Origin of the sequence: Pistricoccus aurantiacus, assembly GCF_007954585.1 — a bacterium.
In the GTDB taxonomy this organism is placed as follows: Bacteria; Pseudomonadota; Gammaproteobacteria; order Pseudomonadales; family Halomonadaceae; genus Pistricoccus; species Pistricoccus aurantiacus.
This window is the reverse complement of record NZ_CP042382.1, coordinates 2,804,455-2,831,263: the sequence shown is the minus strand read 5'-3', so window position 1 is coordinate 2,831,263 and position 26,809 is coordinate 2,804,455. Positions and strand designations below refer to the sequence as shown.

At 61.0% G+C, this 26,809-nt stretch carries 24 protein-coding genes; 5 read left to right on the top strand and 19 right to left on the bottom strand.

Annotated features, from left to right (window positions below; all coding sequences use genetic code 11):
• Positions 1 to 78: 78 nt before the first annotated feature.
• Genes tamB through FGL86_RS13340 form a run of 3 tightly spaced genes read right to left on the bottom strand, consistent with a single transcriptional unit; the run spans position 79 to position 6,903 of the window.
• Positions 79 to 4,164 carry an autotransporter assembly complex protein TamB gene (gene tamB / locus FGL86_RS13350; RefSeq protein WP_246131628.1) on the bottom strand — a complete coding sequence of 1,362 codons (4,086 nt, stop codon included), beginning with the start codon at positions 4,162 to 4,164 and terminating at the stop codon, positions 79 to 81.
• Complete coding sequence (gene tamA / locus FGL86_RS13345) at positions 4,161 to 6,023, bottom strand: autotransporter assembly complex protein TamA (RefSeq protein WP_147185009.1); 1,863 nt, start codon at positions 6,021 to 6,023, stop codon at positions 4,161 to 4,163. Before tamA ends, tamB begins: the two co-directional genes overlap by 4 nt.
• 1 nt (position 6,024) lies before the next feature.
• On the bottom strand, positions 6,025 to 6,903 hold the full coding sequence (locus FGL86_RS13340; protein ID WP_147185008.1) for a coiled-coil domain-containing protein: 879 nt from the start codon (positions 6,901 to 6,903) through the stop codon (positions 6,025 to 6,027).
• Between the two features lie 236 nt (positions 6,904 to 7,139).
• On the opposite strand from FGL86_RS13340, the gene FGL86_RS13335 reads away from it, so the two are divergent.
• A complete protein-coding gene (locus FGL86_RS13335; protein ID WP_147185007.1) occupies positions 7,140 to 7,715 on the top strand; it encodes a superoxide dismutase in 576 nt (191 codons plus the stop codon).
• A 73-nt stretch (positions 7,716 to 7,788) separates the two neighbouring features.
• Here the strand turns inward: FGL86_RS13335 and FGL86_RS13330 are convergent, their stop codons facing one another.
• The 3 genes from FGL86_RS13330 to mtnA form a co-directional block, all read right to left on the bottom strand.
• Complete coding sequence (locus tag FGL86_RS13330) at positions 7,789 to 9,087, bottom strand: nucleotide sugar dehydrogenase (RefSeq protein WP_147185006.1); 1,299 nt, start codon at positions 9,085 to 9,087, stop codon at positions 7,789 to 7,791.
• A 2-nt stretch (positions 9,088 to 9,089) separates the two neighbouring features.
• A complete protein-coding gene (galU, locus tag FGL86_RS13325; RefSeq protein ID WP_147185005.1) occupies positions 9,090 to 9,995 on the bottom strand; it encodes a UTP--glucose-1-phosphate uridylyltransferase GalU in 906 nt (301 codons plus the stop codon).
• A 138-nt stretch (positions 9,996 to 10,133) separates the two neighbouring features.
• Positions 10,134 to 11,225 carry an S-methyl-5-thioribose-1-phosphate isomerase gene (mtnA, locus tag FGL86_RS13320; protein WP_147185004.1) on the bottom strand — a complete coding sequence of 364 codons (1,092 nt, stop codon included), beginning with the start codon at positions 11,223 to 11,225 and terminating at the stop codon, positions 10,134 to 10,136.
• A 91-nt stretch (positions 11,226 to 11,316) separates the two neighbouring features.
• On the opposite strand from mtnA, the gene FGL86_RS13315 reads away from it, so the two are divergent.
• The 4 genes from FGL86_RS13315 (at position 11,317) to FGL86_RS13300 (ending at position 14,984) form a co-directional block, all read left to right on the top strand.
• Positions 11,317 to 12,660 carry a TRZ/ATZ family hydrolase gene (locus FGL86_RS13315; RefSeq protein WP_147185003.1) on the top strand — a complete coding sequence of 448 codons (1,344 nt, stop codon included), beginning with the start codon at positions 11,317 to 11,319 and terminating at the stop codon, positions 12,658 to 12,660.
• Between the two features lie 34 nt (positions 12,661 to 12,694).
• Positions 12,695 to 13,426, top strand: a complete 732-nt coding sequence (gene ubiG, locus FGL86_RS13310; RefSeq protein WP_147185002.1) for a bifunctional 2-polyprenyl-6-hydroxyphenol methylase/3-demethylubiquinol 3-O-methyltransferase UbiG — start codon at positions 12,695 to 12,697, stop codon at positions 13,424 to 13,426.
• On the top strand, positions 13,423 to 14,130 hold the full coding sequence (locus tag FGL86_RS13305) for an HAD family hydrolase (protein WP_147185001.1): 708 nt from the start codon (positions 13,423 to 13,425) through the stop codon (positions 14,128 to 14,130). The genes ubiG and FGL86_RS13305 overlap by 4 nt, the downstream gene beginning before the upstream one ends.
• 170 nt (positions 14,131 to 14,300) lie before the next feature.
• Positions 14,301 to 14,984 (top strand): CBS domain-containing protein, encoded by a 684-nt coding sequence (locus FGL86_RS13300; RefSeq protein WP_147185000.1) that lies wholly within the window; start codon positions 14,301 to 14,303, stop codon positions 14,982 to 14,984.
• 176 nt (positions 14,985 to 15,160) lie between these two features.
• Here FGL86_RS13300 and FGL86_RS13295 read toward each other — a convergent pair whose 3' ends face one another.
• The 13 genes from FGL86_RS13295 to FGL86_RS13235 form a co-directional block, all read right to left on the bottom strand.
• Positions 15,161 to 15,925: a YciK family oxidoreductase gene (locus FGL86_RS13295; protein ID WP_147184999.1), complete on the bottom strand. Its 765-nt coding sequence runs from the start codon at positions 15,923 to 15,925 to the stop codon at positions 15,161 to 15,163.
• Positions 15,926 to 15,956: 31 nt separating this feature from the next.
• Positions 15,957 to 16,703, bottom strand: a complete 747-nt coding sequence (gene ybgF, locus FGL86_RS13290) for a tol-pal system protein YbgF (RefSeq protein ID WP_246131627.1) — start codon at positions 16,701 to 16,703, stop codon at positions 15,957 to 15,959.
• A 156-nt stretch (positions 16,704 to 16,859) separates the two neighbouring features.
• Complete coding sequence (gene pal / locus FGL86_RS13285; RefSeq protein ID WP_147184997.1) at positions 16,860 to 17,423, bottom strand: peptidoglycan-associated lipoprotein Pal; 564 nt, start codon at positions 17,421 to 17,423, stop codon at positions 16,860 to 16,862.
• Between the two features lie 115 nt (positions 17,424 to 17,538).
• Positions 17,539 to 18,843 carry a Tol-Pal system beta propeller repeat protein TolB gene (gene tolB, locus FGL86_RS13280; RefSeq protein WP_147184996.1) on the bottom strand — a complete coding sequence of 435 codons (1,305 nt, stop codon included), beginning with the start codon at positions 18,841 to 18,843 and terminating at the stop codon, positions 17,539 to 17,541.
• On the bottom strand, positions 18,843 to 19,964 hold the full coding sequence (tolA, locus tag FGL86_RS13275; RefSeq protein WP_147184995.1) for a cell envelope integrity protein TolA: 1,122 nt from the start codon (positions 19,962 to 19,964) through the stop codon (positions 18,843 to 18,845). The genes tolB and tolA overlap by 1 nt, the downstream gene beginning before the upstream one ends.
• 9 nt (positions 19,965 to 19,973) lie before the next feature.
• Positions 19,974 to 20,414, bottom strand: a complete 441-nt coding sequence (gene tolR, locus FGL86_RS13270; protein WP_147186203.1) for a protein TolR — start codon at positions 20,412 to 20,414, stop codon at positions 19,974 to 19,976.
• Complete coding sequence (gene tolQ, locus FGL86_RS13265) at positions 20,414 to 21,118, bottom strand: protein TolQ (protein ID WP_147184994.1); 705 nt, start codon at positions 21,116 to 21,118, stop codon at positions 20,414 to 20,416. Before tolQ ends, tolR begins: the two co-directional genes overlap by 1 nt.
• 11 nt (positions 21,119 to 21,129) lie before the next feature.
• A complete protein-coding gene (gene ruvB, locus FGL86_RS13260; protein ID WP_147184993.1) occupies positions 21,130 to 22,158 on the bottom strand; it encodes a Holliday junction branch migration DNA helicase RuvB in 1,029 nt (342 codons plus the stop codon).
• A gap of 12 nt (positions 22,159 to 22,170) precedes the next feature.
• A complete protein-coding gene (ruvA, locus tag FGL86_RS13255; RefSeq protein ID WP_147184992.1) occupies positions 22,171 to 22,779 on the bottom strand; it encodes a Holliday junction branch migration protein RuvA in 609 nt (202 codons plus the stop codon).
• A gap of 187 nt (positions 22,780 to 22,966) precedes the next feature.
• Positions 22,967 to 23,542 carry a crossover junction endodeoxyribonuclease RuvC gene (gene ruvC, locus FGL86_RS13250; RefSeq protein WP_147184991.1) on the bottom strand — a complete coding sequence of 192 codons (576 nt, stop codon included), beginning with the start codon at positions 23,540 to 23,542 and terminating at the stop codon, positions 22,967 to 22,969.
• 21 nt (positions 23,543 to 23,563) lie between these two features.
• The gene (locus FGL86_RS13245; RefSeq protein WP_147184990.1) at positions 23,564 to 24,313 is read right to left on the bottom strand and encodes a YebC/PmpR family DNA-binding transcriptional regulator; all 750 of its coding nucleotides are present in this window, start codon (positions 24,311 to 24,313) and stop codon (positions 23,564 to 23,566) included.
• A gap of 179 nt (positions 24,314 to 24,492) precedes the next feature.
• Positions 24,493 to 26,274 (bottom strand): aspartate--tRNA ligase, encoded by a 1,782-nt coding sequence (gene aspS / locus FGL86_RS13240; protein WP_147184989.1) that lies wholly within the window; start codon positions 26,272 to 26,274, stop codon positions 24,493 to 24,495.
• Between the two features lie 100 nt (positions 26,275 to 26,374).
• The gene (locus FGL86_RS13235; protein ID WP_147184988.1) at positions 26,375 to 26,716 is read right to left on the bottom strand and encodes an FmdB family zinc ribbon protein; all 342 of its coding nucleotides are present in this window, start codon (positions 26,714 to 26,716) and stop codon (positions 26,375 to 26,377) included.
• Between the last annotated feature and the right edge of the window lie 93 nt (positions 26,717 to 26,809).

The following is a 26,809-nucleotide window of genomic DNA, read 5'->3' as shown; positions in this document are numbered from 1 at the left end:
CATTGTTATTCTCTCCAATGCCAATGGATTTTTCACGGTCCTGAGACAACACTCGATGCGAATGATTCGTCTGAATCCTCATTCGCCATCAGGCTTGCCCAATTGGAAACTGTAAATCAGGTCCACCGCCTGGGCCGCGCCGGAAACCGCCTGCAGGTACAGATTTCGCCAGAGAGAATAACGCAGCGTCAGCTCGGCAATGGGTGAGAAAACGCCGACGCCGTAGCTGATCTGCAGGTCGTCGGTCAGTTGGCCACGTACCACTACCTGACTATCCTCACCGCTGCCGGCGGTATCCAGGGTGAGATCGTCGACGCCGAAGGCCTGACCTACCTGACTGACGGCGCCGCCGGTACGGGAAATCGACAGGCCGATCAGTGCCGAGGTCAAGGCGCCACCGGTGTCCCCGGTATTTTCCGGCGCCCGCCCGCGCAGCAGATAGGAAAGCGCACGGCTCTCGTTCATGGCAGGCTCCGAGAATATCTCCAGGTTCGGCGCCTCCGCAGGGCCGGTCACCCGCAAGCCGGCAATCACCTGGTCCTCGGTCTTTTCCGGGTTGCGTATGGCTTCGAACTGCAGGAGCGGCTGTCCCGCAGGGCCGCTGAAGGTGATCTGGCCCTGGCGAATCAACAGATCCTGGCCATAGGCGCGAAAACGCCCCTCCTCCAGATTGACGTCGCCAAACAGCTGTACCGGACCGTTCTGTTGACGCACCTGCAGGTTGCCACGCAATCCGGATTCAAGGCCGTAGGCTTCCAGCTGCATGTCCGGCCCCAGCACCAGATCAATCCGTATGTCCGTGGCCATGCCGGCCTTCGCCAGGGCCTGGGAGGTGGATTCACCGACCTGAGCCTGCCCGTTCTCGAGCGCTCGGCGGCGTTCCTCTGCTTCTTGCGCGGCGCGACGATCGTCTTCCCGGGTGATGATGACTTCGTCTCCGCTGGGGCTGACCGCGGAAGGCGGGATCTTGCCGACTTCGAGTCGCGCCCAGGGTATTCTGACCTGCCCGCGCACCTTGAGCAGTTCGGGGTCGACCTGGACACGCAAATCCGGTGCGATCTTGAGCCTGCCGAAATCCGGCAGTATCACCAGCAGCGGATCTTCCTGACCGTCGATGTCGATTTGCGCTCGCCATTCGGACGGGCTTGGCCAGGCGGCGCTGCCGTCCAGGTTCAGACGACCTTCCTCCCCATCGATATAGCCATCGATGGCGCCCTGATTACCGTCGAGATTGACGTTGATCTCCCCGTCCTCGACCTCTACCGGGACTTCCGCACCCTTGGCCTCCAGCCCTGTCAGGCGAATATCCCCGTTGAGACTGGGGGCTTCGAGATTGCCGCCGATGGCGACTCGGCCGCCCAGGGTGCCGTTGAGCTTTTCCATGCCGGCGATCAGGCGCCGATACGGTTCCAGACGGATGTCCTCGAGACGCAGCTCGCCGCTGAGGGAGCCGATGTTCTGTGGATCATCGATGGTGGTATCGAGCAGTAGCCGCCCCGCTTCCGCCAGGCTCAACTCCAGGTCGGCCTTGGCCTGGCGCTGAGTGGCATCTATCTCGATGTTCAGGCTCGAGCCGGGCAGCGACCAGGGTTGTCCATAGGCGTCGGTGCCCTGCAGCCCAAGCTCGCTCTTGAAATCGCTTGCCAGCTGCCACTGGCTGCCGCCCCCGGACCAGCTGGCTTGAATATCGCCATTGGTCTCGCCGTCGAGATCCCAGCCTTCCGGCACGCTGGCCGCAAACATCGACATGGGCAGCTGTCTGAGCGCAAGAGTCGCCTTGCCCTGCTTGGCGGAGGCTTCCAGGGGCTCGGTCAGACAGAGCCCGCCGCCCTGCTGGCGGCGCAGGCAAAAGGGCTGCACGCCGATACTGCCTTCGTCGAGATTCGCCGTGAAATCAAGCGGGTCATCCAGGCTCAGATCGCCATATTGCGTGTCGACATTCAGTGGAGAAAGCTGTCCCTTGTAGCGAGTTCGCTGCTTGTTCAACCCGCCGACCAGAACCAGCTCCGCTCGAGAAAATGGCATGTCGGGCGCCGCCTGGCTGTTCAAATCAAGGCGATGATCGGACAGTTTGCCGTCCAGGGTCAGGTCGACGCTGTCCAGGCGCTGCCCCGCCGCTTCCAGCTGTCGAATCCTCAGGGTGATATCCAGTTTTGGATCCTCTGCGCCTTCTACATTCGCGTCCAGAGCAAGCGAATCGAGCCGATTATCGGCGAAGCGCAGATCGCTTCCCTGCAGATCGACGTCGATTCGAGGCGCCTTCAAGGTGCCGCCCAAGGCAAAATCTCCTTGCAGAACACCATCGAGCTCCGGCGAAATCGCCTGCAGCGCCGGCGCGCGAATCTCACCGTTCAGGGAGATCCGCTCCGCTATTTGCCCTCGAGCCGTCAGGCGATTTTCACCCTGGTTCAGCAGCAGCCGATCCACATCCCAATGCATGTCGCTATTGCCGGCGAGGCTGGCTTCGAGAGACAGCGGTAGATCCTGCAGTTCACCATCGATATCCAGCGTCGGCAGCGCGACCCGCCAACCGGCGTCGGTTTGCGTGAAGCTCAGCCGGGCGTTGCCGTTCAAATTGCCCTGCACCGCTTCGGTAAAGGCGCCGGGGTCGAGGCCGTTCAGGGTCAGGCTGGTCTCGAGCTTGAGCGCATCCTGCCAGTCCACCTTGCCCTGACTGGTCAGGCTGCCGCCATCCGCGGTGGTCAATTCGAGAGGCTGCCAGGCAAACCGGGAAAGATCCCCTTCTCCCTCCAGTAAAAGCCGAGTCTCGTCGAACTGCGGGCCGGAAGCGCTGAGTTGGAGTGAAGTCCGGTAGCCGGTCAGGCTGCCCCTGGCCTCAAGCGCCAGGTTCTTGACCCGGTAAGGCTCCTGAGGCGTGCTGTCAGGGCCACCTTCCTCGGCGTTTTCTTTCTTGGCATCTTCCTTTGCCTCTTCTTTCTTCGCCTGTTCGTCAGCGACCTGCGTATCCGCTCCTTCCAAGGGCCAGCGTAGCGACGATGCCTCGAGGCTGGCGTCAAAGGGCAAGGTTGGATCCAGCGCGTCCAGCGTTGCGCTCAGGTTGGCGGTGACAGGGCCCTGGGTTTCCAAGCGCAGGTTCAGATCCGCCAGGCTGCCGGTGAGCTCCAACTCCATCTGCTGTCCGGAAAGCGCCGGCATGCGCTCGGGAAGATAGAGCTCGCTGGAAAAGCTGGCGGTCAAGGGATAATCGCCTTGTAGCTCGACCTGAGCCACCAGCGCCGCATCCGCCATGGGGGAACTCACGGACAGAGGTTCGATCGTGACGGTGCTGTCGTGACCGCTCAGCGCCAGTTCCAGCCGATCGACCACAAAGGTATCCGCCGGCGCCTTGAACCGCAGGTTCTCGACGGCAATCCTGGGCGCTTCGATCTGGATCGGCAGATGAACCTCCGGCAGTTCCAGCCGTTCGCGCTCATCCAGAGGCACCTGTTTGGCGGTTTCCAGAGTCGGCGCAACGCTGGCGGGAAGCGGCGACCGAAGCGCGATGCTGGCGTCGATGGGCGCAGCGATCAGCGTCTCCGGCGTGGAATCCCCTTCCTCGGTGGATGCTTCGCTGGCCGGGGCGGCCGTCAACGCCTGGCCGGAAGTGACCGGCAGCGTGACCAGAATCTCCCGCCAGTGGGTAGGTGATAGCTCGAAAGTATTATTCTCGAGAGTGGCCCCGGTGGAGAATTCCCGCCAGGCGATACGGGTGCCATCCGCCAGGCGAAAACTGACGTTATCCAGGTTGACGTCACGAATCTCGATAGGAAACGGCAGAATGATGTCGCCGCCCGCCGCCTCGTCTTCCTGGGCCGGCTCTTGCTCCGCGGGCTGGTCGCCGGCCACCAGAGCGAGATCCGCCCCGTCCACATCCAGCTTATCGAGGCAAAGCTTTCCGGAAAGCACGCAATCCTTCGCCCAATCGATTTTCAGATGCGCGATGGTGCCCTGCACCGGTCCACTGGTGAGTTCGAGATTCTTGATGACCAAGTCATCGAGAGGGCTACCTTCGACACTTTCGAAACTATACCAGCCACGATTCTGGCCCTGCTCCAGCAGCCAAGCCGTTCCCCAAGGGGAAAGTCCCAAGCCCAATAGAAAAAGAATCAAGCCAATCAAAAAGATAGGCAGCCAGATCAGTGTTCGAAGCAGTATCCAGATCAAAATTCGGGTCCTATGGCGAAATGGATGCGCCAGGAGTTGTCTTCGTCGTCGAAGGGATGCGCGATATCGAAACGGATAGGCCCGACAGGCGACACCCAGCGCACGCCAAGCCCTGCGCCGGTATTCAACTCATTGGGCCACCAGTCGTCAAAGGCATCGCCGGTATCGACGAAGGCGGCGCCCCACCAGTCGCCGGTGATACGGCGCTGAGCCTCCACGCTGGCGGTAAAAAGCTGCTGGCCGCCGCGCAGTTTACCGCTGTCATCCCGAGGCGCCAGGCTTTCATAGCTGTAGCCCCGCACGCTGCTGTCACCGCCGGCGAAAAAGCGCAGCGACGGCGGTATCTTGTCGAAATCCTCGGTTGAGATGGCGCCCAGCCCCATGCGCCCGACAAAACGATGGTCGTCTCCCAGCATACGTATCCATTGGGTATCCGCGGTGGTGCGGAAGAAGGTGGCATCGGAGCCCCAGAACGTATCGGAATACTCCAGGGCCAACCGCTGCCGATCTCCCCAGGTAGGAAAACGCGGGTTACGGGTGCGAACACGGGTCCAGCTGATGCCGGGATAGTAAAGCAGCACCTTGTCTTCCTGCTCACCCTGGGTGAAGTCCTCGTAGAGAGTGCGCAGATAGAGGCTCTGTATCCAGCCGTTGTCGAACTCCCAGCGCCGGGCCAGTTCCACCGCCGCCTCAAGACTTTGAGTATCGTTGTCGTCCTTGCTACGAAAGCCGTACTGCAGGCGATAGCTGTCCTTGAGCGGGTCTTCCAAGGGTATGATGTATTCGCCGGTAAAGCGTTGTTCCGGCGCGGACAAGAAGAGGTCGTGGTTCAAGCTATCGCCGTCGCTGTTCAACCAGGGCTGTTCCCAGGAGAAATGCAGGCGCGGTCCGACATCCGTGGCATAGCCCACGCCGATCTCGAAATTGTGCCGTGCCGCCGGCGTCAATTGCACGTCGATGGGCACCGCGAGATCTTCCGGCGCCTGAAGATTGCTGGCGGATATCAGCGCCGACTGGCTGATGCGCGGCTCGCTGGAAATGTCAGGCCTCGAGCGAACCGCGTCGCCTTCCAGCGCTGTCTGATCATACCAATTCGTTTGACTTGAAAGGGCAAGATTTCCGGCGCCACCCAACTGTGGGCGAATCGCCATGGCGGAAAACCAGTTGCTCTGGGAGAGGCGCTGATTGTATTCGGCAAGTTCCTCCGCGAGATAAAGATCCCCTGGCTTGAAGGGCAGCATCTTCCGCAATCTCTTCTCGTCGATCTGACTGCCGTGATAGTACACCTCGCCGAAACGATAGCGTGGACCGCTATCCAGGGTGAGGTAGATGCGCGCGCTCTCCTCCCAAGGACGCACTTCCATGCGCTGATCCGTGAAACGGGAATCGAAGTAGCCGCGCTGCAGGGAAAGGCCTGCCAGGCGGCTTTTCAGCGAATCGTAACGCTTGTGAAGCAGGGGCCTGCCCTTCTTCAACTTGGCGTCCTTCAGGGCTTGCGTGAAAGCCTTGTCATCCTGAGCATCGCCTTTTATCGTCAGATCGAGAACGGTGATCTTGACACGAGGGCCAGGATCGATCGTCAGTTCGACCCGTTCTGGCGGATCCTCGACGAAGGTCATATCGGTAATGGTCGGCTCATAATACCCGTAGGCGCGCATCGCCTCCCGGGTCTGCTTGCGCACCTGGTTTTCGAGTCTGGAGCGGCTGTACTGGCCGACCTCGATACCTTGCAGATAGATCTTTACGTTATCCTCGACGGCGCCATCGAGCCCTTCGATGCGCGAATCCAGTGCGTGAACCGACTGGGCCAAGCCTAGACTCAGCAGCGTCGCAAAACACCCTACGCCTCGATAGGTCATATCAAGGGGTTCCTTGTAGCATTTCCAATTGCGCGCTCAACGCCACCTGTACCTGGCGCAGTTCTCTCAGGCTGTCTTGCTGACTGTCCAACTGCTCATCGAGTTTCGCGATGCGCTCAACAAGCGTTTCCTCAAGCGACTCCAGCATGTCATGATCCTGTGCTTGTTGCATCTGCAGCGTATCGAGTGACTTTCGCAGCTTTTCCAGCTGATTTTCCAGGGTTCGAGTCGCCACCATCAGCGAAGCGCCCACGACTTCCTGAGCGGATTGACGCTGCCTCCCTTGCTGCAGGCTTTCGCTCAGCTGCTCGAGTCTGCGCTGCTGGGTATCGAGTCGAGCCTTAAGGATATCTCGTGCCGACTGGCTGTTCTTTTCCAGAGCATTCAGAGAATCGTCCATGGCCGCAAGCAAGGCGTTCAGTTCCTGTTGGGTCTTGGCGAGATCCTCCAGACGCTGCTCGATCCTTGCCTGTCCCTCTTGATCAACGAAGCGCCGATCCAGACCGGCAAGCGCTTCCTGCTGCTCGTCGAGCCGGGCGTTTACCTGCTGCTGGCGCGTTTCCTGTTGCCTTGCCATGTCTTCAAGGCGTGCCTCCAGCGCGCCGGCCTCGGCGGGTGCCGAGCCGTCGAAACGTGCATAAACGTTGGACAGTCGGCCCTGTAGTTCATTCAGACGTTCCTCGATTTCCTGATAGCGCTGGTCGCCCCAATAGGCAAGCCCGGCAAACGCTGCCATCAGCAACAGAATGAATAGCCATGAAGGCCCGCGACGAGACGAGCGTCGGCGCCGGGAATGCGAGCCCGTATAAGCCCCCAGACGTGCGTCGACGTCGGCGGTAATCGGGGAGGGGCGCGATCTGTCTTCTCGCTCGGCCATCATGACACTCCTGAAGCAGTGGCTGTGCGCTTGATATCAATCTTCCGCGGATGCTTGGCATTGTAAGTTTTTTTCCCCGGCCTTGCGCCGTTGGATATATCCTTGACGGATTCACGATGCTTGCCTTTCTCTTGAAATACAGGGGGATGAACCCGATATAAGATAATTGGACCAACAAGTAGTACCCAGTGCGCCTCGGAGCACAGGATAAAGACCGATGATGAAAAAGGAGAAGCATCATGGCATTTGAACTACCGGCATTGCCCTACGAGAAGAATGCGCTGGAACCGCATATCTCCGCCGAAACGCTTGAATACCACTACGGCAAGCACCATCAGGCCTACGTGAACAAGCTCAACGAGCTGACCGAAAACACCGATGATGCCAACAAGTCCTTGGAAGACATCATCAAGTCCGCGAGCGGCGGTCTTTTCAATCAGGCGGCCCAGGTCTGGAACCACACCTTCTACTGGCACTGCCTCTCGCCCAACGGCGGCGGCGAACCCGAAGGCCCACTGGCGGAAGCCATCAACGCCAAGTTCGGCTCCTTCGACAAGTTCAAGGAAGAGTTCAACGCCAAGGCGGCAGTCAATTTCGGTTCCGGTTGGACCTGGCTGATCAAGGAAGGCGATAGCGTCGAGATCGTCAACACCGATGACGCGGATACGCCGATCGCTCAGGGCAAGACGCCGCTGCTGACCATCGATGTCTGGGAGCACGCCTACTACATCGACTACCGCAACGCGCGACCCAAGTATCTGGAAAACGTCTGGAACGTCCTCAACTGGGACTTCGTGGCCAAGAACTTCGAATGATCGGGCCTTGAACCACACCAGGACGAGAAACCGGCTCCGCATTGCGAAGCCGGTTTCGTTTGGAAACGACCGGTTATCCGGCGCGTCGTCCAATCCCCCGATAGATCAAGCCTCGGCTTGCCACGTAGTTGGGGTCATAGATGTTGCGTCCGTCGAGTATCAGATCGGCGTTCAGCAGCGCCTTGAGCCGCTTCCAGTCCGGATTCCAGTAACAGCGCCATTCCGTCACCAGCATCAGGGCATCCGCCCCTTCGCAGGCTTGATAGGGATCGTCCTGGCAGAACGTCAGCAGCGGCTGTCGGCCGACTTCCTGCGCGAGAGCGGGCAATGCCGCCGGATCGTGCAGGCGCACCTTGACGCCCTGGGCCCACAGCGCATACAGCAGAGGCAGCACCGGCGCGTGGTCGATGCGCGCGGTGCCCGGCTTGAAGGCCGCGCCCCAGATAGCCACTGTCAATCCCTCGAGACGGCCGTGGAAATGCCCCCACAGCTTGCGGAACAGGGTTTCCTTCTTGTGCTCGTTGATATCCAGGACTTGATTGAGCAACGGCGACTGGCGACCGCTGGCGGACTGCACGTCTGCCAGGCGCATCAGATCCCGGGAGAAGTTCGGCCCGCCGAACCCGCAGCCCGGATACAGGTATTCGTAGCCGATGCGGCTGTCCGCCCCCATGCCCTGACGCACGTACTCCACATCCACCCCTAGGGAACTGGCCAGCCCCGCCAGTTCGTTCATGTAGCTGATACGGGTAGCCAGCATGCCGTTGATGGCCAGCTTGGTGAGTTCCGCGGCGCGGCGCGGCATGCGCTGAAAGATTTCGCTGCGCCGATTGTAGGCGCGCAGCAGCTCCCGAACCTGGGCGGTGGCCTGATCGTTCTCGCTGCCCAGCAGCCAGCGCCCGGGGCGGGTAAAGCCCTGCCAGGCCCGGCCTTCCTCCAGCATGTCCGGCAGGGAGACCGCCACCTGGTCCGGTTGGCCGAGGGCCTCTTCCATGCGCTCGGTCTCGCCGATGGGAAAGGTGGAGTTGTTGACGACCACTACCGGTGCGACCTGAACCGATTTCACTACTGCCAGCACTTTTTGCGCCGCGTCCCGCTGGTCCGGCGCCAGAGCGAGCCATAGAACGTCCACGCCATTCACGGGGAATGCTTGCTCGTCCAGCGGACAGTCGCTGACTGCCAGCGCCGAACCGGTCAGTGTCGCTTCCAGCTGACCCAGCAGCTCCGGCTCACGCTGAAGCCAGTCCGCTTCCTTGAGCGCAGACCAGGGATAGTCGGGATGAGTGAACCAGCGAACCTGATGACCGACGCTTGCCAGCGCCGCGGCGGCGGTGGCACTGGCGAGCTCGCTACCATAGACAACCACGCGCATGACTATCGTTCCTCGCCGTCTTGATCGCCAGCGTAATCCGCAAGCAGTCGGGAGAAATCCTCACCCAAGGTGGGATGACGCCTGGCGAAAGCCAGGGTGGCCTCCAGGTAGCCCAGCGCATGACCGCAGTCGTAGGTTTCTCCCCGCATGCGATAGGCACTGACCCCCTGCTGTTGACCCAGCCGGTCGACGGCATCGGTAAGTTGAATCTCTCCGCCGGCGCCGGGAGGCGTCTGTGCCAGTAATGCAAAGATGGAGCCCGGCAGCAGGTAGCGCCCGATCACCGCCAAAGTCGATGGCGCTTCGTCCGCCGCGGGTTTTTCCACCATGCCGGCTAGCCCGACGGATTGGCCGGCTTCAGGGTTTTTTCCCCCGAGATCGACGATGCCGTACTGGCTGACTCGCTCCCGGGGAACGCTCTCGACCATGATCTGAGCGCTTGCGCCGTTGTCGTAAGCCTCGATCATACCGGCCAGATCGTTACGCTCGAGCCCCCAGTCCGTGACCAGCACATCCGGCAGCAGTACCGCGAAGGGCTCGTTGTCACCGATGACCGGTCGAGCGCAAAGTACCGCATGGCCGAGCCCCAGGGGCTCGTGCTGACGCACGGCGATGATACTGACGTCATCGGGGATGATATGACGCACCTGTTCGAGCAGGGCGTCCTTGCCCTTGGCTTCCAGACTGGCTTCCAGTTCCACATTGCGATCGAAGTGATTTTCGATAGCGCTCTTGCTGGAATGCGTGACCAGAACGATTTCCTTGATACCTGCCGCGACCGCTTCTTCCACCACGTACTGAATCACCGGCTTATCGACTACGGTAATCATTTCCTTGGGAATCGCCTTGGACGCTGGCAGGCAGCGTGTTCCAAACCCTGCCACGGGCAATACGGCCTTGTGAATCATAACGTTTCCTTACTGTTCACTTGATACGAGCGGGGTGTTCCTAGTATGCCATAGCCGAGATGACGCGAGGCTTACCCATGTCGCCTGCACAAGACTCTCGATAACGTTATTTCGTCGTAAGTCTTGGGATGAGAAATTTCATCTCAACAAGGCTGCGATCTTTTCCCGATCAGGGGTTTCGATCACGCCTTTCTCGCATATCAGCACATCCACGAGGGACGCCGGGGTTATGTCAAAGACCGGATTATAGACGACGATATCCAGAGGCGTGATCCTGCGCTCCCCTTGATGGGTCAATTCCCGCGCGCTGCGGGTTTCGATAGGAATATCCGCTCCGCTGGCAAGGCTCTGGTCGAAAGTGCTCGCGGGGGCCACCACCATGGTCTTGACACCGAAATGACGCGCCTGAACCGCCAGGGACAGAGTGCCGATCTTGTTGGCCACGTCGCCGTTGGCGGCAATGCGATCCGCGCCGACGATCAGCCATTTGACCTTCCCTTCCGCCAGAATGAGCGAGGCCGCGGAATCCACCGCCAGGACTGCCGGGATGCCTTCCTGCTGCAACTCCCAGGCGCTCAGTCGGGCGCCCTGCAGCCAGGGCCGAGTTTCATTGACGCGAACCTCGCTGATCAGTCTTCTTTTCCAGGCGCTGCGAATGACCCCCAGCGCCGTTCCGTGGCCGCCGGTCGCCAGGGCGCCGGTGTTGCAGTGGGTCATGACCGCGCAGGGGCCGCCACGGGCGATCACGCCCGCCCCTAGCGCTCCCATGCAATGGTTATCCTCTAGGTCGCGGCGGTGGATATCCTTTGCCGTGGCCAGTAGAGCGGCCAACGGCGCCTGTGATGCCTCGCGATGGGCGTCGATCGTCTCCTGCATGCGCGCTAACGCCCAGAACAGATTGACCGCCGTGGGCCGAGAACCGGCAAGTTCACTGATTGCCCTTTCCAGCGGCTTGCGCCAATCGCCGGCGCTCTCGAGACGCTGCGCCGCAAGCACCACGCCGTACGCCGCCGTGATGCCGATAGCCGGTGCGCCTCGTACCGCCATGTCGACGATGGCCTGGGCGGTTTGCGTGGCGCTATCGATGCGAAGGGTCAGAATTTGTTCCGGTAGTGCCCGCTGATCCAGCAGTTCGAGGTGGTCGCCGCGCCAACGCATGGGCTCGATGGACCCCTGAGTGTTGACGGAATGAACGCCGGAAGCGACAGGCGCATCCTGGGGTGAAGGCATGGCGGCTCCAGAACGATAAAAGACGGAGGATAAAAGAAAGCCGGGACAAGAGCAGGTAGAATGTCGGCCATTCTACCGAAGGAGCCGCGGGATGCCATCTAGTGCACCGATCGATGTGGAGCTGCTGATCGAGGCTCGCTGGATTCTACCCATGAGCGATGGGCTGCCGACGCTCGAGCACCACGCCATCGCCATCGACAAGGGGCGGCTGCTTGGCCCCTGGCCGATTACCGAAGCGGCGAACCACGTGGTCGCCAGACGCCTGATGCCACTCCACCAGCATGCCCTGCTGCCGGGGCTGATCAACGCCCACAACCACGCGGGCATGACCCTGATGCGTGGCTACGCGGACGATCTTCCGCTGATGACCTGGCTCGAGGAGCATATCTGGCCCGCGGAAGCGGCCCACGTCAATCCTGACTTCGTGGCAGCGGGAACCCGCCTGGCTTGCCTGGAGATGCTGCGTTCCGGCACCACCACCTTCGCGGACATGTACCTGGCGCCGGAAGCCGTCGCCCCGGTGGTGGAGCAGGCGGGAATGCGCGTCCAGCTCTGTACGCCGCTGATTGATTTTCCGACCCCTTGGGCCAGGAGCTTCGACGAGGGCCTGATGCTGACGGAAGCCCTGGCGGAGCGCTATGGCAACCATCCGCGCATTTCGCTGGCGCTAGGTCCTCATGCACCTTACACCGTCGGAGATGACAGCCTGACTAAGCTGAATGACGCCAGGCAGCGGCTGGATTTGCCCGTTCAGATGCACGTGCACGAAACCGCGGACGAAGTCTCGCGGGGACTGGCCGAGCATGGGCGTCGCCCGCTGCGCCGTTTATACGAGGCAAAGCTGCTCGACGAGCGCTTCCAGGCGGTGCACATGACCCAGATCGATGATGCGGATCTCGCACTTCTTGAAGAAACCGGCGCCTCGGTGATTCACTGCCCCCAGTCGAATCTCAAGCTCGCCAGCGGCTTCTGCCCGGTGGCGCGGCTGAAGCAGTCCGGTATTCGAGTCGCGCTGGGTACCGACGGCGCCGCCAGCAACAACGATCTGGACATGTTCGACGAGATGAAGACCGCTGCCCTGCTCGCCAAGGGGGTAAGCGGCGATGCTGCCGCACTGCCCGCCATGCAGGCGCTCGCCATGGCGACTCGCGACGGCGCCGGAGTACTGGGTATGGGAGATCGACGCGGCCAGTTGACGGAAGGCTTCGACGCGGATCTGATTGCCGTCGACCTGGATGCCTTCAACACGCTGCCGGTGCACCATCCCGCCTCAGCCCTGGTTTATGCCCTCGATAGCCGCCAGGTCAGCCATGTCTGGGTGGCGGGCGAAATTCTACTGGAAAATGGCAAGCCGAGCCGCCTCGACGGGCAAGCCATCAAACAGGAAGCGTGGCATTATCAACGGATCATGGCTCGTCATCAAAACCAAGCGTAAATGTTGAAGATTAACGCCCAGGGAGAAGTATTCGATGGATTCAACACCTCAATCAACCCATCGTGCTAACGTCGATGCGGGAGAAATCGCCAAGTTCGAGACGCTGGCCAGTCGCTGGTGGGACCGCGACAGCGAGTTCAAGCCATTGCACGACATCAATCCGCTGCGGGTCAATTTCATCGACGGCCACGCGGGGCTTGCCGGCAAATCCGTGATCGACGTCGGCTGCGGGGGCGGCATCCTGGCGGAAGCCATGGCGCACCGCGGCGCTCGGGTGACCGGAATCGACATGGGGGAGGCGCCGCTCTCCGTCGCCAGGCTGCATCAGTTGGAAAGCGGCATTCAAGTGGACTACCGTCAGGCCAGCGCCGAGGAAATGGCCGAGGAAAGTCCCGGCCAGTTCGACGTGGTAACCTGCATGGAAATGCTCGAACACGTACCGGATCCTTCCTCGGTGGTGCGCGCCTGCGCCACTCTGGTCAAGCCCGGAGGTCATGTGTTCTTCTCGACCATTAATCGCAACCCGAAAGCCTATGCTCTGGCGATCATCGGCGCGGAATACGTGCTGGGATTATTGCCTCGCGGTACCCACGACTATCGGAAATTCATCCGCCCGGCAGAGCTTTCAAGGTGGTGTCGCGCCACGGGGCTGCGAGTTCGCGAGCAAACCGGACTGACCTATAACCCCTTGACCAAGCACTATCGCCTGACGGCTCGAGACGTATCCGTGAACTACATGATGCACTGCAGTCGGGAAATGCCGTGAATTCCAGCGTTCTTCCTCGCGCCCTGCTGTTCGATCTCGACGGCACCCTGGTGGACACCGCTCCGGACCTGGCCCGGGCCACCAACGCCCTGCGGGTCCATCACGGCCTGTCTGAACTCCCCTTCGAAGTGATTCGTGAACAGGTTTCCAACGGCGGCAGTGCACTGGTGACCCTGGCCCTGGGGCTGGCGATGGAAGATACCGGTCATTCCCGGGCGCGGGAATTTCTGCTCGAGGCTTATGCCCGGAACGTGGCGGCGGAAAGTCGGGTATTTCCCGGGCTCGATGCGCTGCTGACGGCCTGGCATTCGACGCCGCGAGGCTGGGGGATCGTCACCAACAAGCCTCGGGCCTATGCGGATCCGCTGATCGAAGCGCTGGGCTTGACGCCTGGCGCCCTGCTCTGCGCCGACGATCTGCCGGTCAAGAAACCCGACCCGGAACCCCTGTGGGAAGCCGCCCGCCGGCTCGATATCGCACCAGACGATTGCTGGTACATTGGCGATCATCTGCGGGACATGCAGGCCGCCCGGGCCGCCGGCATGACCGCAGTGGCGGTGGGTTACGGCTATATCGAGAAAGAACAGGATTACCGCCAATGGCCGGCGGATATGTGGTTCGATACTCCACAGGATCTAGCCGCGGAGTTGTTGAGGCCAACTCACGAAATGGAAAATATCGCATGTCGGATCCCGAGTGATTGATTACGCGTTTCTAAAACAACTCGGGCGATCTTGTTGCCCCCGCTTCATTGCCTCGATTGGCATTCGCTGGCGCAAGGCTATTCTGGTGAATATGGTAATCGTACAGCCAATAGCAGGAATCAGTGTCGAGTAAAAAGCTGCTTTTGTTCCGTTAGCCGAGGAGGTAGTCCATGCGTGCCGCCGATGTCATGACAACCAAGGTGATCAGTGTCGCCCTTGAGAGCGAGGTTCGCGAGATCGCCAGTCTCCTTGCCGAGCACGGTATCAGTGCAGTGCCGGTGGTGGATAGCGAGCAGCGTGTTCTCGGTATCGTTAGCGAAGGCGATCTGATACGCCGTATCGAGAACGACGAGGATAGCCACAAGTCCTGGTGGCTCAAGCTGTTTTCCGGCACTAGCGTGGTGGACTACGTAAAGGCTCACGGCCGATGCGCCGGTGAGGTCATGACCCCCGACCCGCTCACCGTGAGCGAGGATGAGCCGCTGCACCGTATCGCTGGACTGCTGGAAAAATATCGCATCAAGCGGGTGCCGGTGGTGCGCGACGGCCGTCTGGTTGGCATCGTCAGTCGCTCCAACCTGCTGCGCGGCTTTGCCACCGCCGAGCCCGAGATTGAAGCCAGCATCGATGATCGCAACATTCGCAAGGCCATCTACAAGGAGCTGAAAGCATTAAGCGGGCTTTGGGATGAGCACCTCACTGTGATTGTCTCTAATGGTTGCGTTCAGCTCTGGGGATTGGTGGAAACCAAGGAGCAGCGCTGGGCGGTGCAGGTGGCTGCCGAGAACGCGCCAGGTGTCAAGCAGGTAATCAACCATCTGGGGCTCAGGCCGCGCGGCATTGGCGGATACTGAACTGGACCAGGACCGGCGGCAGCGTCGCTGCACCGTTCTGATATTCGGCTCACTTGCGTTCAGGAAGTCTTCGCGCGCACCCCGCCCCGCCAGGCGCTCCCGATCCTGTGGCCAGTCAAGATCAAGCACAGGCCCCGCTGCTCGCTTCTGCCTGTGCAAGCTCTCCGCAGGATAATTTACTGGTTCCGCGGCGGCTGGGCCTCGAAGTGTTCGCCGCTATGCCCTTCACTATCCGGCCCCATCAACCACAGATAGCTGGGCATGATGTCTTCCGGGGCCAGCAGCGTTTGCGGATCCTCGCCGGGAAAGGCGGTCTGACGCATGGCGGTGCGAGTTGCGCCTGGATTGATACTGTTGATGCGGATGCGAGAAGTGTTTTCCAATTCGTCTGCCAACACTTCGACGAAATTTTCCGTTGCCGCCTTGGATACCGCATAGGCGCCCCAAAAGGCGCGCCCCTTATGGCCAACGCCGGAGGAGGTGAATATCACGGAGGCCTGATCCGCCGCCTTGAGTAGCGGCAGCAGCGCCTGGGTCATCATTACCGGGCCGTTGAGGTTGATCTGCATGACCTGCTGCCATAGCTCCGGATTGTATTGCTCGAAGGGGGTAATACGGCCCAGAATCCCCGCATTATGCAGGAGCCCGTCGAGACGCCCGAACTCCTGGTCCAGGGTTTCCGCCATGTGGCGGTAGTCTTCCGGGGTGGCGCCTTCGAAATCCAGTGGATAGATGGCGGGCTGTGGTCCACCCGCCGCCTCGATGGCATCGTAAACCTCTTCCAGTCGAGAGGTCGTTCGACCCAGCAGAATCACCGTCGCGCCATGACTGGCATAGGCCAATGCCGCGGCACGGCCGATGCCGTTACCCGCTCCGGTGACCAGGATGATGCGATCCTTGAGCAGCTCCGCCGGTGCTTGATAGTCGATCTTGCAGTTCATGAGCTCACTCCCCTGGAGTCTTCTTGCTTTTTCAATTGACCGACTGGTTGAGAAACTGCTTGGCCAGATTGGCGGCGCTGCTCTGCGGGTGTTCCTTCTGAACCTGCTCCAGCAGACGGCGGCTATCCTCCGGCTGTCCCTGTCGGGCTCGCAACAAGCCTAGCTTATACATGGCGTCCGGCGCCTTGCTGCTTTCGGAGAAATCGTCGATCACCCGCTGGAAAGCGGTTGCCGCCTTGTCGAGCTCACCGTCGCTGGAATACAGTTCGCCTAGCCAATAATAGCCGTTGGCGGCCAGACTGCTGTCCGGATACTGCGCGACGAAGGACTCGAAGGCCCCGGTAGCGGCGGGAAAATCCCGCGCCTGGACCTTGTCGAAAGCGTCCCGATAGGCGCTTTTTGCCGCCTCTTCATTACTGCCGCCGGCGATTTCCGTCACCTGATTGGCGCTATCCTGATCCACCTGGGGACGAGAAGACGGCTCGCTCCTCGTCGTCGAGCCAACGGCGTTCAGGCGTTTTTCCAACTCCAGGTAGCGCTGCTGAGAAAGGCGCTTGGACTGCTCGAACTGATAGCGCAGCTCCTCGATTTCTCCGCGCAGCCGTTGAATCTCCCGCTGATGTTCCTGTACCTGATTGAACAGCACCAGGCTGCCGCTGCTTCCCTGACGGACCTCGGTCTGCTCGTAGAAGCTTTTCGCCTGATCGGAAAGATCTTCCACCACCTGAGCCGTGGCCGTATCGAGAGCAGCAAACGGGAGCAGCAAGGCCCCCGTCATGCACAGTATCCTGAAGCTGGGTTTCTTTGGTTCCGGCGCTTCCCGGTGTGGGCGTTTCGAGCCTTGTTCGTGCAGACCAAAGCCTGGTGAAACCTGTTTCATCGTCGACTCCATCGGCGTCTCGAGCGGATCTTTCCGTCGCGCAACATCCCGCGATCAATAATCGAAGACGACCCGGCGATTCTGCGCGTAGCTCTCTTCGTTGCCGCCGCGGACCGCCGGACGCTCTTCGCCGTAGCTGACGACTTCCATCTGCGATGAGGGCACGCCCTGTACGGTCATGAAACGCACCACGGCATTGGCACGCCGCTCCCCCAGGCCCAGGTTGTATTCCCGGGTGCCGCGCTCGTCCGTATGACCTTGCAGCACGACCTTGGTATTGGGGTGGCCTTGCAGGTACTGGGCATGGGCATTGAGCACCGGTTCGAATTCGCTGCGAATGGTATCCCGATCGTAATCGAAATAGATGGTGCGCACCTGGGGGATACCGCTCTGGCTGCCGTCCTGCTGGCCACGACCGGCGTCTTGCTGGCCATAACCATTCATACCCTGGCCGGATACACCGCTGCCGGAGACACCGGAACCGTCGGCGCCGCCACCCCCCATGCCGCCGGCTCCATCCAGGGATCCGTCCTGTGTGCCGCCGGTGCTGGAACAACCGGCTATCAAAGCGAAGGACGCCGCCACCGCCAGAGACTTGAAGTAAGATGAAGCCCGCATGAAAACTCCTTGATACGACCAATAATTACATCTAATCGTGACTGCTATCGGTGCCAACCGATAGCGGCCTTACAGTCCGTAGCCACCACAAGCGTTGGCTACCAATAAACGCCATCTAGTTCATGAACGGCGACCAGGCGGGCTCGCGCACGTCGCCTTGCGCCGATGGCAGGCGAAACGAGGCGTTGCCATCCGCGGAGACGGCCCCCAGCACGTCGCCTCCCCCCTGCTGCGTGGCAAAGATTACCATGGTCCCGTTGGGGGCAACACTGGGGGATTCATCGGCGCCGGAGTCCGTCAGGGTGACCAGTCTGCCGCTGTCTAGATCCTGACGCGCGACCTGAAATCCGCCGTTGCCGCGATGGATCATGAACAGGGATTCCCCGTCCGGCGAGAAACGCCCACGCGAGTTGTAGTTGCCGGTGAAGGTCAGCCGTTTTGCCTCATTGCTCCCCAGGTCGAGTCGGTAAAGCTGCGGCGAGCCGCTGCGATCCGAGGTGAACACCAGGCTATCGCCGTCCGGCGACCAGCTGGGTTCGGTATCGATGGCGTCGCTGTTGGTCAGCCGTTGAAAGCTCCGAGCGCCAATATCCATCACGTAGATTTCCGGCTGGCCGTCCTTGGAAAGAGACATGGCCAGCTTGCGGCCATCTGGTGACCAGGCCGGCGCGCCATTGATGCCTCTAAAGGAGCTTGCCCGCACCCGCTGACTCGATGCCAGATCCTGGATATAGATGGCGGGGCGCTCGGTTTCGAAGGAAACATAGGCCAGCTTGCGGCCGTCCGGTGACCAGGCCGGCGACATGATCGGTTCGGAAGAGGACAGGATCTCTCGGCTGTTGTGGCCGTCCGCATCCGCCACATGGAGTCCGAAACGCATGTCGTCGCCGACGCCCTGGGAAGTGACATAGGCGATCTTGGTGGAAAAGGCCCCGCGAATCCCGGTAATGGCCTCGAAAATCTTGTCGCTGATGTAATGGGCGGCTTCGCGCAACTCCCCCTGGCCGGCGGTCACGACCTCGCCGATCACTCGCTTCTCGCCGTAGATATCCATCAGCTCGAACTGGATACGATACTGGCTGCCTTCCTGGGTGATCTTGCCCACGGTCAGATAGTCCGCATCCACCGCTCGCCAATCCCGATACTTGACGCTGTCGCTGTCATGAGGTCGGGCGATCAGGGTGCGCGCCGGCAAGGGCGAGAACTGGCCGCTGTGCTCCAGATCGTCCGCGATGATCTGAGCCACATCCTGAGGCAAGGGCTGATCCTGGGGCGTCGCGAACGGCACAATGGCGATGGGCGTCGCCTTCTCGCTTCCCCGGGTGATCTCGATGGTCAGATCCGCCTGGGCAAGACTCGCGAGAGTCATCAACAGCATGCCCAGCCATAGGCTTAGACTTAGGCTTGTAAAACGTTTCATCAGCGCACATCCCCCGGTCGGAAAAGTAGATTGAATTCACGGAAGCGGCGTTGGGCCGCCACCGGCAAATCGGACATTTCGGTAAAAGGCGCCGCCCGCTCCACTGCTTGCGTTACCGAGCGGTCAAAGGCGGCGTCGTTACTACTACGTACAATCGTCACGTTGACGAGTTCCCCGGTGGGCAGCAAGGTGAGTCGAACCAGCGCCTCGGTATTGGGACGCAGGTTGGGCGGCAGATTCCAGGCCTGCTCCACGTAGCGGCGCACCAGATCCTGAAAGCCGTTGGCTGCCTGCTCCGCCTGGCGAGCGTTGGCAATGGCTTCTTCCTCGCCGGCGATAGCGCTTTCCAGGCTTCCGCTGGCGGCAGCGGCGGCGCGTTTGGCGGCCTCTTCACGCTTGCGCTGGGCCTCCGCCTCGGCTTGCCTGCGCGCCTCTTCCTGACGCTTGCGTTCGGCTTCCGCTGCGGCTTTCTTCCGCGCTTCTTCCTGCTCGCGTTTAGCCTGAACTTCTGCCTCGGCCTTGCGGCGCGCTTCTTCCTCCCGGGCCTGCTTGGCTTTTGCCTCCGCCTCGGCCTTACGCTTGGCCTCTTGACGAGCCTTTTCTTCCGCCTGCTTGCGCTGAGCCTCTGCCTCGGCCTTCTGGCGAACCTCTTCCTGGCGCTTCTTCTGCGCCGCCGCCTCCGCTTCCCGACGAGCCTGCTGCTGTTGCTCGCGCTCCTCGATTCGTTGGCGTTCCGCCACCTGCTGCTCGGCGGCTTCCTCGCGACGCCGGGCTTCCGCCTGGGCCTGCTGACGCTGTTCTTCCAGCGCCTGCCGTTCCGCCTGCTCCTCGGCTTGCGCTTCTCGGCGCGCCTCGGTTTCAGCGGCTTCTTCCGCCGCGGCCTGCTCCACAGCGGCCCGTTCCTCGGCTTGCCGGGCGGCAGCCTTGGCCTCCTTGGCACGCTGGGCCTGATCCGTGGTGGTTTCGGTGCTGACCAGAGTTGCTTGTACCACCGAAGAAGATGAAGGTTCGTCTTTCCTGCTGGGCAGGCTCAGTGTACTGATGACCACCACCAGCACATGCAGGCCGATGGCAAGGATCAGCGGCAGGCCGTATCCGACTCGCGACTTACGTCTGGCCATGGCGCTTTGTTACCCCTCGCCCGTCGGCGGCTCGGAGATCAGGCCGACATTGGCCACCCCGGCGGTCTGCAGGGTGCTCATCAGGCCTACCACCTGACCGTAGGAAACATTGCGATCGCCGCGCACCAGTACCTGAGTACCGGGACGCCGCTCCAGAATCGCCATGATCTGACCGGAAATATCTTCAAGGGTCACCGGGGTCTCCTCGTCCCCCAGGGAAATGAAGTACTGGCCGTCCCGATCGACGCTGACGATCACCGGTTCCTGATTTTCCGTGTCCTCGATGGGCTCCGAGGTGACCTGCGGTAGATCCACCTGAACGCCCTGGGTCAGCATGGGCGCGGTGATCATAAAGATCACCAGCAGGACCAGCATCACGTCGATGAATGGCACCACGTTGATCTCGCCCATGGGCTTCTTGCGACCGCCGCGAAAAAAAGGTCCGTGCATCATGATGTCGTTTCCCCTGCGCGCTCGGGCTCGCCGCGCCCTTGCAGGCTACGGTGCAGGATGGAGTGAAACTCCTCGGCGAAATCCTCGTACTTGCCCAGCAGTCGACCGGTCTGGCCGGACAGGCGGTTATAGAAGATCACCGCGGGAATCGCCGCGAACAGCCCCATTGCGGTGGCTATCAGGGCCTCGGCAATCCAGGGGGCTACCGTGGCAAGGGTCGCCTGCTGCGCCATGGACAAACTCTGAAAGGAACCCATGATGCCCCAGACGGTACCGAACAGGCCGATATAAGGGCTGGCGGAGGCCACGGTGGCGAGAAAGCCCAGATGCAGATTGAGGCGATCCTCCTCTTGGGACCAGGCCACCCGCATGGAGCGCTGCACGCCGTCGAGAATCGCCTGAGGGCTGCGGGTCTTGGGCAGCAAGCGATTGAATTCGCGAAATCCGCTGCGGAAAACATGTTCCGCCCCCTGAGTGTCGCCTTCCGTGGGCGTCTCCCGGTAGAGATCGTTCAGATCGATACCGGACCAGAAGCGCTCCTCGAAGGCACGGTGAGCGCGATGGGCACGGCGGACCAGGAAGCTGCGCTGAAAGATCACCACCCAGGAAGCTATTGAAGCCAGAATGAGTATCAGCATCACGAACTGAACCACGCCGCTGGCGTTGATGATCAGGTGAGGAATGGACATGGCATCGTTCACGGGAATCCTCGTCAATCGTTCGAATGAATAGGGGGGTAACGTTCGGCGTCGAAGCCGAAGTGGAGATGGGCCTGTTGTGTCACCACCCGACCGCGGGCGGTGCGCATCATGAATCCCTGCTGAATCAGATAGGGCTCGATCACGTCCTCGATGGTGTCACGCTCCTCGCTGATCGCCGCCGCCAGACTATCCACCCCCACAGGCCCGCCTTCGAACTTCTCGATCATCGCCAGCAGCAGACGGCGATCCATGTGATCGAGGCCGTGGCTGTCCACGTGCAGGAGATTCAGCGCCTGATCCGCGATGGAGGCATCGAGAAAGCCATTGCCGCGAACTTCCGCGAAGTCCCGTACCCGGCGCAGCAGGCGGTTGGCGATACGCGGCGTGCCCCGGGCACGACGTGCGATTTCCGCCGCCCCTTCCCGGTCCGCTTCGATTTCAAGCAGACGCGCGGAACGGGCGACGATTTCCGTCAGTTCAGCAAGGTTGTAGAACTCCAGGCGCTGCACGATACCAAAGCGATCCCGCAGCGGCGAGGTCAGAAGCCCCGCTCGGGTAGTGGCGCCCACCAGGGTGAAGCGAGGCAGGTCAAGCTTGATGGAACGCGCCGCCGGTCCGTCGCCAATCATGATGTCCAGCTGGAAGTCTTCCATGGCGGGGTACAGCACTTCCTCCACCACCGGGGACAGACGGTGAATCTCGTCGATGAACAGCACGTCGCCAGGCTGCAGGTTGGTCAGCATGGCGGCCAGATCGCCGGGGCGTTCCAATACCGGCCCGGAAGTGGATTTGAGATCCACCTGCATTTCCGCGGCGATGATATGCGCCAGAGTGGTCTTGCCAAGTCCAGGAGGACCGAAAACCAGGGTATGGTCGAGGCTTTCACCACGGTTACGGGCGGCGCTAATGAAGATATCCAGCTGTTCGCGCACCGCGGGCTGACCGATATAGTCCGCCAGGCGGCGCGGGCGAATCGCGTAATCGATGGGCGGCTCGCCGGTTTGCGGAGCCGCGGCGATCAGTCGGTCATTATCCATCATGGGCGATCACCTTCAGCCTGCCAGTTTGCGGGTCAAGGCCGCCTTGATCAGTGCCTCCGTGGAAAGCCCCTCTTCCAGGCCGGAGAGCATCCGGCTAGCCTCGGTGGGCTTGTAACCCAGGGAAATCAAGGCGGCTTCCGCGTCCTGCCGGGGATCCTGAGGCATCGGCAATGAACCGGAAGTCATGACGTCCTGGGACTCGAGACCAGGCTGAGACCAATGCGGGAAGCGGTCGCGCATCTCGATCACCAGGCGCTCCGCGGTCTTCTTGCCGACCCCGGGCAGGCGGGTCAGCGCCTTGACGTCGTCTTCCAGCACGCAGCGAATAAACAGTTCTTCTTCCATGCCGGAGAGAATCGCCAGGGCCAGCTTGGGACCGATGCCGTTGACCTTGATCAAGGCGCGAAACAGGGCGCGCTCCTTTTCCCGGGCGAAACCGTAGAGCAGGTGGGCATCTTCACGCACCGTCAGGTGGGTATAAAGCTGAACCTGCTCACTGGGCGCCGGCAAGGCCAGCAGCGTCGTCATTGAGGCTTCGAGTTCGTACCCTACCCCCCCGACGTCGATCACCAGCCAGGGAGGCTGTTTTTCCAGCAGAGTGCCTCGCAGGCGTCCAATCATGCCATCGATCCTTGAAACCACTAATGACAAGCCACTAACTCAAAGCCGTTAATCCCAAGCCACTAACTCTAAGCTACTAACTCGAAGTACTATACGCATCGCAAAAACCACTGACCAGCGCTTTTGCAAACGCTGTTTCATAATGATTTCAGCATGAATTTATCGAAATATTGTCATGAAGGCGGCATCAATCGGAGACCGAGTCTTGGGGAACAGGATCCGAAGGGACATAGTCACGCCAGCGACTGCCGCGTCGAGACGTTGTACCGCGCCTCCCTTGGCCCAGTTGTTTAACCAGTCCCGCACGCGCGTAGGCATGAGTCAGGGCGATGGCCAGCGCATCCGCGGCATCCGCCTGCGGACATTGATTCAAGCCGAGAATGGCCTGAACCATATGTTGCACCTGACCCTTTTCCGCCGCGCCGGTACCAGTCACTGCCTGTTTGATCTGGCGGGCGGCATATTCGCTGACCATAAGGCCGTGATTGGCGGCACACACGATCGCCGCCCCTCTGGCCTGACCGAGCTTCAACGCGGAATCCGCATTCCTGGCCATGAAGACCCGCTCGATGGCGAACTCTCCTGGACGATGCAGGCCGATCAGTTCGCTGATTCCCGCATAGACCTGGGCCAGGCGCTGGGCCAGGTCGTCATCCTGCAGGCGAAGGCAGCCGCTGGCCACATAGCGCGGCGCGGGAGTGCTGACATCGAGCACGCCGAAGCCGGTGATGCGCGATCCCGGATCGATTCCCAGGATCAGCACGAGACTCGTCCCGTACCGAATTCAATCCAGTTGTTCGAGTACATCATCGGCGAAGTCCGCGTTGGAATAGACGTTTTGCACATCGTCGAGATCCTCGAGTCTGTCTACCAGCCTGACGATCTTCTGCGCGATTTCCACGTCGCTGATCGGCGAATAATTTTCCGGGTACTTGCCGATTTCGCTGTTTTCCGGTTCCAGTCCCGCCGCCGCCAGGGCTTCCTTGGCCGCCCAGAACTGTTTGGTGGAGGTCACCACCTCGATGGTTCCGTCGTCGTTATTGATGACATCCTCGGCGCCTGCTTCCAGCGCGGCTTCCATGATGGCTTCCTCATCGCTATCGACGGGAAACATCAAGCGCCCTTGATGATTGAACAGGAAGGCCACGGAACCGGTGGTGCCCAGATTGCCGCCATTCTTGCTGAAGGCATGACGCACCTCGGACACGGTGCGGTTACGATTGTCGGTCATGCACTCGACCAGGATCGCTACCCCTTCCGGGCCATAGCCTTCATAGACGATCTCCTCCATGTTGTCACCATCCACATTACCGGCGCCGCGATCGATGGCCCGCTGGATGGTGTCCTTGGTCATGTTGCTGGCCAAGGCCTTGTCCATGGCGGCTCGCAGACGAGGATTGTCCGCCGGCTCGCCGCCGCCCTCCCGGGCGGCAACGGTCAGTTCGCGAATCAGCTTGGTGAAAATCTTGCCCCGCTTGGCGTCCTGAGCCGCCTTGCGGTGCTTTATATTGGCCCATTTGCTATGGCCCGCCATTTATAGCCCCCTTCACGATCTGCTGCGCGTCGGCCATACGTCGTTAAATTCGATCTCGAGTGCGAGCCCAGCCAAAATGCTCATTTACTTCATGTAAACTCGCGTGCGAGCCCAGTCCGCTTTTTCGATCGAATTTTCCTCGTCTGGCTCTAGCTCGCTAGATCTAGAACATTGACATATTACTCGCCGCCGGCTTCCGGCTTGGCCTTCTGGCGCAGGCGAATATTCAACTCCTTGAGCTGCTCGGCGGAAGCCTCGCCCGGGGCGTCTGTCATCAGGCAGGCGGCGCTCTGGGTCTTGGGGAAAGCGATGACTTCACGAATGGTATTGGCGCCGGTCATCAGCATCACCAGCCGGTCCAGGCCGAAGGCCAGCCCGCCATGAGGCGGCGCGCCGAACTTGAGGGCGTCCAGCAGGAAGCCGAATTTTTCCTGGGCCTCCGCCTCGCCGATGCCCAGCACCTCGAAGACCTCCCGCTGCATGGCTTGATCGTGAATACGGATCGAGCCGCCGCCCAGCTCGGTGCCGTTGAGCACCATGTCGTAGGCCCGGGAAAGCGCCTTGGCCGGGTCCGCCTTCAGGGTGTCGATATCACAGGATGGCGCGGTAAAGGGATGATGCAGCGGCGTCAGGCCGCCCTTGTCGTCCGGCTCGAACATCGGGAAGTCCACCACCCACAGCGGCGCCCAGGCTTGCGTATAGAGATCGAGATCCGCCCCCAGCTTGACCCGCAGCGCTCCCAGGGCCTCGTCGACGATGCGGGTCTTGTCCGCGCCGAAGAAGATGATGTCGCCATCTTTCGCCTCGACCCGATCGAGCAGTTCCTCGATCACGCCTTCCATGAACTTGACGATGGGTGACTGCAGCCCTTCGAGACCTTTCGCCCGCTCGTTGACCTTGATCCAGGCCAGCCCCCGGGCGCCGTAGATGCCCACGAACTTGGTATATTCGTCGATTTCCTTGCGGGAAAGCTTGGCGCCGCCGGGCACCTTGAGCGCCGCCACCCGACCATCCTCCGCATTGGCGGGACCGGAAAAAACCTTGAAATCGACATCCTTCATCAGATCGTCGATATCCGTGAGTTCCAGGGGAATGCGCAGATCCGGCTTGTCGGAGCCGAAGCGGCTCATCGCCTCCGCGTAGGGCATGCGCGGAAATTCCGGCAGATTGATATCCAGCACGTCCTGGAACAGATTGCGGATCATCGCCTCGGTGATGCCCATGATGGCGTCCTCGTCGATGAAGGAGGCCTCGATATCGATCTGAGTGAATTCCGGTTGGCGATCCGCCCGCAGATCCTCGTCCCGGAAACACTTGGCGATCTGATAGTAGCGATCGAAGCCGGACACCATCAGCAGCTGCTTGAACAGCTGAGGTGACTGGGGCAGCGCGAAGAAGCTGCCCGGGTAGGTACGGCTCGGCACCAGATAGTCCCGGGCGCCCTCCGGCGTGGCACGGGTCAGGATCGGCGTCTCGATATCCAGGAAGCCTTCCTTTTCCAGAAAGGCGCGCACCTGGTGAGAAATCCGCGAGCGCAGGCGCAGCTTCTCGATCATCTCCGGACGGCGCAGATCGATATAGCGATGCTTGAGGCGTACCTCCTCACCCACCTTGCCATGCTCGTCGAGCTGGAACGGCGGCGTGGCGGCGCTGTTTAGCACCTCGACGTCCTTGGCCAGCACCTCGATCATACCGGTAGGCATGTTGGGGTTCTCGGTGCCTTCCGGGCGCAGGCGCACCCGACCCTGAATACGCAGCACATATTCGTTACGCGCCCGGTCCGCGGTGGCGAAGGCTTGCGCGGTATCCGGGTCGACGACCACCTGAGCGATACCGTCGCGATCCCGCAGGTCGAGGAAGATCACCCCGCCGTGATCACGCCGGCGATGTACCCAGCCGCATAGGGTGACCTGCTGGTCCACCAGGCTCTCGTTCAGCTGGCCGCAATAATGGCTGCGCATGGCAAATCCTGTTCCATTTTGTGATAAAGAGAGTTACTAAAAGTTGATAAAAAACAGGTGATCAAGACAGTCGATAAACATCGCCGTGAAGGCCTTCGACTTAAACAGCGGTATCTTTCTTGACCGTGGGCTTGGCGACGGACGCGGCGCTACCGTCCTGTCTTGAACTCGCTCCTTGCTTAGAATCCGAGCCTTGCTTCGACCCAGCGTCGTCCTTGGCCGCGGGTTTTCGGTCGTCGGCCAGGTTCCTTTTATTATCGCCGGATTTGAAGTCGGTTTCGTACCAGCCGCCGCCGGCCAGGCGGAAACCCGCGGCGGACACCAGTCGCGACAGGGACGAAGCTTCACAGGACGGGCAATCCGTCAGCGGAGCGGCGCTGATCTTCTGCAACTTCTCGAGGCGATGGCCGCAGGCCTTGCACTCGTATTCGTAGATGGGCATGGTTCTTGACTCCTGAGCGCAACCAAGCAAGGTGTGGCATCGGAAGCACGGATGCCATCAACCGCCCAATATGTGGCCGAACGCCGTACTTTC